Source organism: Caldicellulosiruptor obsidiansis OB47, from assembly GCF_000145215.1.
Taxonomy (GTDB): Bacteria; Bacillota; Thermoanaerobacteria; order Caldicellulosiruptorales; family Caldicellulosiruptoraceae; genus Caldicellulosiruptor; species Caldicellulosiruptor obsidiansis.
This window is the reverse complement of sequence record NC_014392.1, coordinates 146,679-160,136: the sequence shown is the minus strand read 5'-3', so window position 1 is coordinate 160,136 and position 13,458 is coordinate 146,679. Positions and strand designations below refer to the sequence as shown.

The 13,458-nt window shown below is 34.8% G+C and carries 1 pseudogene and 2 CRISPR repeat arrays (1 of these 3 cut by a window edge); the pseudogene reads right to left on the bottom strand.

What is annotated here, in order from left to right:
* Window positions 1-668 precede the first annotated feature (668 nt).
* Window positions 669-1,954, bottom strand: a pseudogene (locus tag COB47_RS00610) (IS110 family RNA-guided transposase).
* 187 nt (window positions 1,955-2,141) lie between these two features.
* A CRISPR array of direct repeats spans window positions 2,142-3,029; the repeat unit is 29 nt; unit sequence GTTTACATCCCTCATAGTTCAGATAAAAC.
* A gap of 79 nt (window positions 3,030-3,108) precedes the next feature.
* Window positions 3,109-13,458: a CRISPR direct-repeat array (repeat unit 29 nt; unit sequence GTTTACATCCCTCATAGTTCAGATAAAAC); it runs 1,336 nt beyond the window's last position.

Genomic DNA, 13,458 nt, shown 5'->3' with positions numbered 1-13,458 from the left:
GTTCAAGAACTTCAGCAAGCTTTGAAGAAGTTTACATCCCTCATAGTTCAGATAAAACTGTTCAAAGGCTTGATATTAAAATCTTTCTTGTTTTCAGTTTACATCCCTCTCTCAATGTATCTTTGATTTTCTCAAAATATCTCTCGATTTCTTTAAATTTCGCTATCGAAACAAATAATATCATTCTTGATATTGCTATTATTGCTTTATTCTACCATGCGAAGATTAAACTCAACCTACTTTTTGTATTAATTTAGATATTTTACCATATTACGGCGGGTTTTTACCCACAATAACCATGGCGTTTACCCTCTCATGTCTCTCAGGGTCTTTGCTTATTTGCCCTCAATTCCTTCGTCCCATCTACCATGGCGTGGAAGTCGGTTATGCTCGTATGCAGGGTCTTCGCCCTTATGGGGGATGTACTCCGACCACCCGCTCTCATTTTTCAATCTACCTATAAAAAATCATTTAATTCCTTTTTCCTTCACTTCTTACCCTCAACACATTCTCTATGATTTGAACTCCTACCAAAAGGGGCGCTTTGCTTCTTGACATGACTTTATTCCATTCGCAAAGCTAAGAAACTTTTACCCCTTCAGATGTGAATCACTCAAACTATTGCTCCTACTTTAAACTAAGATTTCTCAAGTTATCTTTTTATTCTTTTACGCTGTTCTTGCTAATGTCTCTCTCTTTATATCGCTCAACATCTTATTACCATCATACCTTATCCCTTTTTTCAAAATCGCATAAAATATCCTTATCAACTTACAGCAAAGCGCTATCAGTGATTGCTTCTTCTTCAATGGATTGTTCTGCCGCGTTGTGTAATACATGTGCAGCTGTTTAAATTCTTCATTCTTTGCTACTATTGTAATCATGGCCCTGAACAAACTACTTCGAAGCCGCCCTCGCCCTCTTTTGCTTATACATGTCTGCCCCTTGTACTTGCCAGAACTATTCTCAATTATATTAAGACCAGCTAATTTCTGGATCTGTCTCGCATCCTCATACCTCCTTATATCTCCAACCTCAGAAATAAACCCAACTGCTGTTTTTACACCAACACCTTTTATTTCAAGCAGCCTATCACCATTCGGCACATCTTTCAAAAGCTCTGCCATCTCACCTTCTATCTCTTCTACCTGCTTCTTTAAAAGCTCATATTCTTCAAGCAAATATTTTATCTCTTGTCTTGCCAGCTTTCTACCTTCTTTTTACCTATACTCCTTTTAGCAGTCTCTACTAAATCCATCGCCCTCCTGCGACTAATCGCACGTTTATCTACTTTGTCACGCCAGTACTCTATAATCCCTTCTACTTCCTTTTCTATTACATCACTTGGCAATGGCATCTCTTTTAGGGTCAATAGCGCTACCTTGCCTTCCCAATCAGAAAATACCTCTAAAAACTCTGGAAAATAGATATCCAGCCAGTTGATTATTTGATTTTTTAAAACGTTCAGCTGTTTTTGTAGCCTTTCATATATGTTCATCGCTACTCTCATCTCAGCATATATACCCTCGGGTATATTTGGTTCTGTGTATCTTCCATCCTTCACAAGCATCGCTATCGTCTTCGGATCCTTTATATCGCTCTTTGTTGGTGTATTATCATCGAGTTCTTTGCTCCTTTTTACGTGAAAAGGATTCACTAAAACCACTTTTATGCCATTCTCTCTTAAGTACTGCTCAAAGCACAGCCAGTAATGCCCTGTAGGTTCTATCCCAACTATCATGTTGTCTTTGCCATTGGCTTTCATTATCTTATTTGCCCAATCCAAAAATTTTTCCATACCTTCTTTTCTATTCTCAAACTCTATTCTCTTGCCAAGCTCCACTCCTCTAAAATCAAATGCTCTTCCAACATGCCTTTCCTTCGCTATGTCTACTCCTACAACTAAAGTTTTTTCTGTTACTTGTAATATCTTTTCATTTTGTGTATACTTCAAAGAGGGTACCTCCTTTGTTGTGTTTTGTCGTAAGTTGTACAACTTACATTCTGTATTTTACCAGGAGGTACCTTATCTTTTCAAATCTCATTTTTCGTCATTTTCACTCATTTTCGTTCATTACAGGAATGCTCATAGTTCAGATAAAACTGTTGCATATCTGTACTATGAAAAATACATCTATAAAGTTTACATCCCTCATAGTTCAGATAAAACTAAAAATGAAAGACTTTTCTCCAAGACGGGCATATTTGTTTACATCCCTCATAGTTCAGATAAAACTTTATTACTCCAGCGTCTATACCCTGAAAAGGTGAATCGTTTACATCCCTCATAGTTCAGATAAAACCAGTTTGACAGAATGATTGACAGACAGATACGTTCTTGTTTACATCCCTCATAGTTCAGATAAAACTTTAAAAACAATATATTTAACCCAGATAATTGGAATTCGTTTACATCCCTCATAGTTCAGATAAAACTTTATAGTGTCAGAGAAGCAAACAACGATGTGCTTGAGTTTACATCCCTCATAGTTCAGATAAAACTGTTTATTGCTTGTTGCAAAATTTGAATTTGTGTCATGTTTACATCCCTCATAGTTCAGATAAAACGTTTGTAATTAAGTATAATCCACAAATGAAAAGAAAAGTTTACATCCCTCATAGTTCAGATAAAACCTATTTCGAGCAAGTCGTTCCAAATGCAAAACCCTGGCTTACATCCCTCATAGTTCAGATAAAACACAAAGAAGCTTCCTTGCATAAACCATAACAGACGCGTTTACATCCCTCATAGTTCAGATAAAACTTTATGAATAATTTAATGAAATTATTTCCTGTAGAGAGTTTACATCCCTCATAGTTCAGATAAAACTGGTGTTACCCCTTCGTTAGATTATCCTTATTCTCAAGTTTACATCCCTCATAGTTCAGATAAAACTAAAATAAGTTTTTTATTGTGCATTCGAATAGTATCGTTTACATCCCTTATAGTTCAGATAAAACCTTTAATGATTTAAAAAGTGTAGTCCACAGTTTTTGTGCGTTTACATCCCTCATAGTTCAGATAAAACGAGAAGAAAGAAGAGAAAATGTCTGTTGTAAATTTTGAGTTTACATCCCTCATAGTTCAGATAAAACCTTTAGCCATTGAGTTTACATCCCTCATAGTTCAGATAAAACTGCATATGCCGCCGCTATCTCATCGTCAGTGCGAGCAAGTTTACATCCCTCATAGTTCAGATAAAACTTAGTCCATAACACTCGAATGTGCTTTTTTCGCTTGTGTTTACATCCCTCATAGTTCAGATAAAACTGCTATTTTACGTTTGATAGCTTCTTTGTCCTTTTCGTTTACATCCCTCATAGTTCAGATAAAACCAATTGACGAGGTTTTGAGACATTATACACGAACACGCGTTTACATCCCTCATAGTTCAGATAAAACCAACGAAAATTCCACCTCTTCAGAAACTAAAAGCTTAGTTTACATCCCTCATAGTTCAGATAAAACTTCACTTAAGAAAGTTTTATTACAAAGACTATTTTTTGTTTACATCCCTCATAGTTCAGATAAAACTTGGTTAATGAAGCATCTATTCCCAAAACTTTTATCATGTTTACATCCCTCATAGTTCAGATAAAACTGTTATCGTCTTTTATACTCAATTAAATCAAGAATTAAGTTTACATCCCTCATAGTTCAGATAAAACTTTGTTCTGTTACAAAAGTTCTTGCTATCGCAAACCTGTTTACATCCCTCATAGTTCAGATAAAACTCAAAAATATTCCAAAAGCAGACCAACAATTGATAGAGTTTACATCCCTCATAGTTCAGATAAAACTAAATTGGGGGCTAATGAAAATGATAGTAACACTTGGTTTACATCCCTCATAGTTCAGATAAAACTCTAAAGAATGATATAATTCTTTTACACTATGTCTAGTTTACATCCCTCATAGTTCAGATAAAACTAACACCCAATCCTACAAGTATTCCTGCAACTGTCTCGTTTACATCCCTCATAGTTCAGATAAAACACAGACTCCTGAGCTCTCCCTGTTTTTCTTTATTCTGTTTACATCCCTCATAGTTCAGATAAAACCCTGTAACAGTTCTAATATTCTTCTGCGTCTTCTAACGTTTACATCCCTCATAGTTCAGATAAAACCTAAATTTGATAATTCTCTATTAATTTCTTCTAATTGTTTACATCCCTCATAGTTCAGATAAAACCCAGATACAGCAACAGACTATAAAAGCGTCTTGAGATGTTTACATCCCTCATAGTTCAGATAAAACCGAGAAATTTTGCTGTGTCTCTGAACAGCTCTCCCTTGTTTACATCCCTCATAGTTCAGATAAAACTATAACCAATTTGACAAACACCTTCCCAATCCCCACAGTTTACATCCCTCATAGTTCAGATAAAACCATCGTACCATTCTATCTGTGCCAAAAGTCTGTAATCGTTTACATCCCTCATAGTTCAGATAAAACCTGATGTGGTTGAAGGAACAGAAGAGATGATAGTAGAGTTTACATCCCTCATAGTTCAGATAAAACTATCAGAGCTTTAGGCAATATAGATTGCATAACTGGAAGTTTACATCCCTCATAGTTCAGATAAAACCTGGCGCTGCTGGCACCGTGACCATTACGGCGGTGAAGTTTACATCCCTCATAGTTCAGATAAAACAATAACCACCTTCACAGTGCCAGCTCCGTTCCAGAGCGTTTACATCCCTCATAGTTCAGATAAAACCCAGCCTCACCAGCCACGAACTTACCTATCGCCATGTGTTTACATCCCTCATAGTTCAGATAAAACGGGCCAGATTTCTGATGGAGATAAAGATTTTAGCCTCGTTTACATCCCTCATAGTTCAGATAAAACTTGTGCAGGATTCCCTTGTCAACCTTTTAGCGTCGCGTTTACATCCCTCATAGTTCAGATAAAACTACCATTTCCTGTATACTCCACATACGTTGTCGTTTGTTTACATCCCTCATAGTTCAGATAAAACTTTTAAACTTCCCGAATCTATATCTCTTACCCCTTATGTTTACATCCCTCATAGTTCAGATAAAACCTATTCGGGCTGGTCTATGAACAACGGTACATAACTGTTTACATCCCTCATAGTTCAGATAAAACTTAATTTATTAAATTAATGGCGGGTTGCATGGAGAATGTTTACATCCCTCATAGTTCAGATAAAACTCTCTTTAAATCCATCACCCTTATTAAAATATATCCGTTTACATCCCTCATAGTTCAGATAAAACCTACTATGCAACGCTGGCTTAATGCATATAGTTCTGAGTTTACATCCCTCATAGTTCAGATAAAACTTACCTGTGCTTAAAAGACATTATACGTGAAGAGAAGTTTACATCCCTCATAGTTCAGATAAAACCTATTCCAGTAGTAAACATACCTATAACCTTAAGTGCGTTTACATCCCTCATAGTTCAGATAAAACAAAGCTTAAGGATGGGATGGGCTGAAGGTTGTGCAAGTTTACATCCCTCATAGTTCAGATAAAACGATGCCGAAAATCTTATGAAAGCACTGTTTAAAGAGTGTTTACATCCCTCATAGTTCAGATAAAACGATGTGTTTGTTCCGCGTGAGAAGAATGGTTATAAGGGTTTACATCCCTCATAGTTCAGATAAAACAAATATCCTAAAGGACCATTATACATAACAGTTAACCGTTTACATCCCTCATAGTTCAGATAAAACAAGGTTCAAACTGGTTAAGGTTAGTAAACCCATTGACGTTTACATCCCTCATAGTTCAGATAAAACGGTGGTAGACAGTGAAGGTTACATGTAGAGAAATTTGGTTTACATCCCTCATAGTTCAGATAAAACTTATTACTCAGCGTATTATCCAACAGAAACGGCTTTGTTTACATCCCTCATAGTTCAGATAAAACCTACTATGCAACGCTGGCTTAATGCATATAGTTCTGAGTTTACATCCCTCATAGTTCAGATAAAACTTACCTGTGCTTAAAAGACATTATACGTGAAGAGAAGTTTACATCCCTCATAGTTCAGATAAAACGTATATTAAAGGATTAGAGGGTAAGGTTTTAAGTAAGTTTACATCCCTCATAGTTCAGATAAAACTTAGTGCATTTAGTGAGTATGCTTGAAGCGGAACCTAGTTTACATCCCTCATAGTTCAGATAAAACTCACAGTGTTATCACTAAGTATTTCAGACATATCATGTTTACATCCCTCATAGTTCAGATAAAACTTAAAAACACTTTACGCAAACATAATGTTTATAATGGTTTACATCCCTCATAGTTCAGATAAAACCAGTATAATTAGAAAGAATATTTTTAGAGATTCTGAGTTTACATCCCTCATAGTTCAGATAAAACCAAGATTTGGTCCTGAAAGGAACTTTATCTGATAATAGTTTACATCCCTCATAGTTCAGATAAAACTACTAAAGCTGTTATCGACAATTTATAGCTTCCGTCGTTTACATCCCTCATAGTTCAGATAAAACTACTATATCATAATCACTCAAACCACTTATAAAATTGTTTACATCCCTCATAGTTCAGATAAAACATAATCCCTACCGCTCGTAGCAGTTAAATTATACGTGTTTACATCCCTCATAGTTCAGATAAAACTTAATAGCACTGTTAAATTTAATAATGTCAGGTATATGTTTACATCCCTCATAGTTCAGATAAAACTTATCCGATCTATTAACCCTAATGCATACAGCCTATGTTTACATCCCTCATAGTTCAGATAAAACCTGTTACTACAAAATAAAAAACTAACCCCCTAACATTGTTTACATCCCTCATAGTTCAGATAAAACGTAATCAGCACTACATCATAACCCAACTTCCTGCTTGTTTACATCCCTCATAGTTCAGATAAAACAGAAAATGATCGAATTCTTATCTGGTATCTTGCTGAGTTTACATCCCTCATAGTTCAGATAAAACTATTGGTGAGGTAGCTAATACAGAGGCAGCTGTTGTTAGTTTACATCCCTCATAGTTCAGATAAAACTAAATCAGCCCTCGCATAAAAATCATTAAAATTATGTTTACATCCCTCATAGTTCAGATAAAACCTTTTTAGACCTGAGCTCATATCTCCCTTTATCCTCACGTTTACATCCCTCATAGTTCAGATAAAACCAGTTATATTTCTGCTCCTGCTCGTTCCAATCCATGTTTACATCCCTCATAGTTCAGATAAAACTTAAATCAGCCCTCGCATAAAAATCATTAAAATTATGTTTACATCCCTCATAGTTCAGATAAAACCTTTTTGTAATTTTACCTTCAGCATTAGAATAATTTCTGTTTACATCCCTCATAGTTCAGATAAAACAAAGGACAGAAGGTAATTATTTTAGAAAAAGTTCCTGTTTACATCCCTCATAGTTCAGATAAAACCACTATAGTGCTTCTGTCGAACTTACATAGGATATAAAGTTTACATCCCTCATAGTTCAGATAAAACCCCAGTTATATTTCTGCTCCTGCTCGTTCCAATCCATGTTTACATCCCTCATAGTTCAGATAAAACAAAATGCTTAGCTGTCTCTTTCAAATAACCCTCTATCGTTTACATCCCTCATAGTTCAGATAAAACGTGAAGATTTTGATAGAAAAGTTTTTAGTTATGCTATGTTTACATCCCTCATAGTTCAGATAAAACCCCTCACATCATCACCTAAAATACTCACCTTTACTACGTTTACATCCCTCATAGTTCAGATAAAACGAAAAAATGACAAGCGTAAAATATTTACAAGTAATACGGTTTACATCCCTCATAGTTCAGATAAAACCTATAACTGCATCACAAACATCTCTCAAGTTAAATGTGTTTACATCCCTCATAGTTCAGATAAAACGAGCCAAATGTGCAGAGTTCGAAAAGAAGAGAATATCGTTTACATCCCTCATAGTTCAGATAAAACTCCTTAACATTCTTCGACGAACAATCTATAAAATTATCGTTTACATCCCTCATAGTTCAGATAAAACTAAAAACTCATTTATTATGGATAAGACAAAAGAAAGTGTTTACATCCCTCATAGTTCAGATAAAACATATTTTTCATAGACTATAAAATTGATAGATTGAGAAGTTTACATCCCTCATAGTTCAGATAAAACCAAATGTATCTGAGGAGAGATTTATTCAGTTTTTAGATAGTTTACATCCCTCATAGTTCAGATAAAACAGGAAGAGAGCTTAAAAGAAAAAAAAAAAGAAAGCTTGTTTACATCCCTCATAGTTCAGATAAAACCAGACAGGGAAACGCACTGCAACTGTACTCACTATTAACGTTTACATCCCTCATAGTTCAGATAAAACCCTAACGACTAAGCTTTACTAACGTCGCAAAAAAATTGTTTACATCCCTCATAGTTCAGATAAAACTTAGCCGCAATCAGTGTTAACGCATACGTTAGTATGGTTTACATCCCTCATAGTTCAGATAAAACCATAACGGACTGTTCACCATTCATGGGTACTTGCCGAAGTTTACATCCCTCATAGTTCAGATAAAACCATCTTCAGAATTAAGTAAATTAGCTATCTCATTCATGTTTACATCCCTCATAGTTCAGATAAAACATATCGAGAAAGTTTCCTTTTAGTTTGCCGTTTGATTATGTTTACATCCCTCATAGTTCAGATAAAACTACACCAGGTTCTGGTAAAAGTTACAGTGCATTACTAGTTTACATCCCTCATAGTTCAGATAAAACAAATTTATGACGGATACCATTTAGAAGAGATAAGTATGTTTACATCCCTCATAGTTCAGATAAAACAAAGATTCGTATATATTTAAAAGGAATTGGGAATTAGGTTTACATCCCTCATAGTTCAGATAAAACTTAAACAGGGCTTATGAATATTTTTTGAGTAATAAAGGTTTACATCCCTCATAGTTCAGATAAAACGCAGACTAATTATTTTAACAATATAGTTGAATCTTACGTTTACATCCCTCATAGTTCAGATAAAACAAGAGTTGATAAATTTTGTTCTTAACAACTATGCTTTGTTTACATCCCTCATAGTTCAGATAAAACATATCCATACCTCGAAGATTTTAACTTGTTCAAATCGTTTACATCCCTCATAGTTCAGATAAAACTGTAAATACTTTTGAACACAAAAAGGAGGTTGTGTATAGTTTACATCCCTCATAGTTCAGATAAAACTAATGATTAAACTAATAACCAAGTAAAATAATTAGTTTACATCCCTCATAGTTCAGATAAAACTTAATTAGCTTTTCTAACTCTTCTAATGATTCTGCTGTGTTTACATCCCTCATAGTTCAGATAAAACTACCACTTTTAATTATTACGTACTTGTTCCCATGCAAGTTTACATCCCTCATAGTTCAGATAAAACATACATGGGTTGTTAAGCCTGAATATGAGAAAGTTTTGTTTACATCCCTCATAGTTCAGATAAAACTGAAGAAAAATGTATTGTGTTTTCTAAATTTAAGAGTAGTTTACATCCCTCATAGTTCAGATAAAACAAAATTTTTAAAGTAAATTATGATAATAATTCAATAGAGTTTACATCCCTCATAGTTCAGATAAAACCTTTACTCGACGATAATGCTTTCGTTATGCTTGATAAGTTTACATCCCTCATAGTTCAGATAAAACTTATGTCCAGTTTCTATCAGGATGAACCCTATTATAGGTTTACATCCCTCATAGTTCAGATAAAACAAAACCTTCCTCACTCTCGCTTACGTCTTTCATCAATGTTTACATCCCTCATAGTTCAGATAAAACAGATTAATAGGTAAAGAAGATGAAGCAAAAAATTACAAGTTTACATCCCTCATAGTTCAGATAAAACATACCTGTGGGAATAAAAAGAGAACCTATTGTGGTTTACATCCCTCATAGTTCAGATAAAACTCTGAACCCCCTGCCATCATTTCCAAATTTTAGGACTGTTTACATCCCTCATAGTTCAGATAAAACATAAAACACCCGTATCAAACCCTAAAATAGTCATTCTGTTTACATCCCTCATAGTTCAGATAAAACACAATTCATTTATAGCAATGTCTAAAAGTCTCGACATGTTTACATCCCTCATAGTTCAGATAAAACGCACTATCCCCCTCTAACACTATAACCTCTCCACAATTGTTTACATCCCTCATAGTTCAGATAAAACCTTCTTTTCTAATAGCATTATAAAGTTTTCTTTGTTCGTTTACATCCCTCATAGTTCAGATAAAACCTAAATTTGATAATTCTCTATTAATTTCTTCTAATTGTTTACATCCCTCATAGTTCAGATAAAACCACAACAAACAATTCCTTTTCTTGAAATATATTCAAAGTTTACATCCCTCATAGTTCAGATAAAACTCTCCATAGCCTTTTTAACTATCTCTAAAGCTCTATGTTTACATCCCTCATAGTTCAGATAAAACTGTATTAGTAAGATATTCCCCTTCTCTTTCGTTACGGTTTACATCCCTCATAGTTCAGATAAAACCGGTACGTCCGACATATCCGTGTTGTCCAGAGCTGTGTTTACATCCCTCATAGTTCAGATAAAACATTTTTCTGTAGACCCACAACCCGATATAGTTTCAAGTTTACATCCCTCATAGTTCAGATAAAACCAGCTTCATAATGAAAGACAAAAAAAGCAAAGAAGAAGTTTACATCCCTCATAGTTCAGATAAAACCGAAAGTATAACTCAAAATTTTTTCCGCCACAATTTGTTTACATCCCTCATAGTTCAGATAAAACCGCATAACCATCCCGGTGGTTCTTTAAAACCATCAAGTTTACATCCCTCATAGTTCAGATAAAACGGATTGTCTCAAATAATTGATTTTTTAAAAAAGAAAGGTTTACATCCCTCATAGTTCAGATAAAACTCAGTTTTGTTTTTGCCTTTTTTTCAAAGCACCACACTGTTTACATCCCTCATAGTTCAGATAAAACGCCTCAAAACACAATTTACGCTGCAGGTCGCAGCGGTGTTTACATCCCTCATAGTTCAGATAAAACCCGTTTTGGCTAATGTGAGCAGGAATACAAGTAAATAGTTTACATCCCTCATAGTTCAGATAAAACCGTTTCACCTAAAGTACCTGAACAAACCGTTACTGAATGTTTACATCCCTCATAGTTCAGATAAAACAAACGCGGGCTGGCAAAGAATTTTTAAGGATAATAATGTTTACATCCCTCATAGTTCAGATAAAACTGACATGGAAACAGAGGCGGTGGAAGCCGCACGTACAAGTTTACATCCCTCATAGTTCAGATAAAACGCGGTTCTTATTCTTATAGTTCTGTACTCCCTATAGGAGTTTACATCCCTCATAGTTCAGATAAAACAATTGATTTTTAGAGCTTTTAGCTTTTCTCTTACTGTGGTTTACATCCCTCATAGTTCAGATAAAACCAATTGCTTTTGACGTTGTTCATCCAGCTATAAAGACGTTTACATCCCTCATAGTTCAGATAAAACCATATCAGCTAACTTTTTTACAGGCTGCAAAACGACGTTTACATCCCTCATAGTTCAGATAAAACGAGCAAATAAACGAGGTTGTAAAACAAAAAGTAAGTGGTTTACATCCCTCATAGTTCAGATAAAACATTGTGAAATTGTTAAAGCTGAAAAGATAGAAAAAGTTTACATCCCTCATAGTTCAGATAAAACATCTCCAACCGTGCCCGAACTGATGCTGAGATAGCGAGTTTACATCCCTCATAGTTCAGATAAAACGTACAAATAATTGATGAGTTAATTGATGACTTAGAACGTTTACATCCCTCATAGTTCAGATAAAACGAAAGCCTCCAGCGAAAAATAAGAAAACCGCAACCGGGTTTACATCCCTCATAGTTCAGATAAAACCAGGGAAAGCAAGGCGCCCCTGAAGAGTGCCCCAAACGTTTACATCCCTCATAGTTCAGATAAAACTTGAAGTTCGATTTTTCGAACTTCAAGTCTATTGACAAGTTTACATCCCTCATAGTTCAGATAAAACGAAGCAACACTAAGAAAACTGGAGGAGACAAAAAATGGTTTACATCCCTCATAGTTCAGATAAAACTTGTTGAGGGCAAAATAAGAATCACTGTAAAGAAAGTTTACATCCCTCATAGTTCAGATAAAACAAATGTTAGAAAATTAAATAGTTCAGGGGCAGAGATAGTTTACATCCCTCATAGTTCAGATAAAACCAAAACTCTTCAACTTTTATCGCATAAACTAACCCCTGTTTACATCCCTCATAGTTCAGATAAAACCAAAAAGTTCTTTTAATGCTTCCTCGACAAGCCTTTGTTTACATCCCTCATAGTTCAGATAAAACCAAATTTATTACAAAGATATCATACACAGAAAGAAGTTTACATCCCTCATAGTTCAGATAAAACTACATCATTAATGCGTGGGCTTTTGGTGATTTTGTAGGTTTACATCCCTCATAGTTCAGATAAAACCCTCAACCTTGCACTCAACGAGGTGATGTTTGGCTATGTTTACATCCCTCATAGTTCAGATAAAACCTGCTAAACGAGCTATATATTTTGCAATTACAACAGCGTTTACATCCCTCATAGTTCAGATAAAACTTGCACCGGAAATGTTATAGTTCGAAAAGGAGAATCGTTTACATCCCTCATAGTTCAGATAAAACAATGTTCAGGACAAGATAGCACAGGCTATAGCTGAAGGTTTACATCCCTCATAGTTCAGATAAAACCCAACAACTTAAAATTAAAATCAAAAACAGGCTTCTCGTTTACATCCCTCATAGTTCAGATAAAACAAGGAAGGTAGTTGTCTTTTAGTAATAGATGAAGCACGTTTACATCCCTCATAGTTCAGATAAAACATTGAAGACATGTTAGAGTTTACTGCTGTTTGGTGTGGTTTACATCCCTCATAGTTCAGATAAAACAATAATTCAAATACGCAAATAAAGTTTTTAATTGCACGTTTACATCCCTCATAGTTCAGATAAAACTAAAATAAGTTTTCTGGTGTGCATTCGAATAGTATCGTTTACATCCCTCATAGTTCAGATAAAACAAGAAAATGAAAAATCTTTTCTAAAAAAGATTTTTTGTTTACATCCCTCATAGTTCAGATAAAACAATAAGATGCAACAGGAATTGAATGGAGTAATGGGAGTTTACATCCCTCATAGTTCAGATAAAACTTTAGTTCCTGATCGCTTAGACAGTTTCGATACATTTAGTTTACATCCCTCATAGTTCAGATAAAACCAGATAGATATGGAAAAGGATTCGCCACAATGGTTGTTTACATCCCTCATAGTTCAGATAAAACTTTGAGTATGGGTATACAAGAAAAATTAGTAGTATTGTTTACATCCCTCATAGTTCAGATAAAACTATAAAAGATGTGAGTATAAATGATTTGAAAGAAAATTGTTTACATCCCTCAT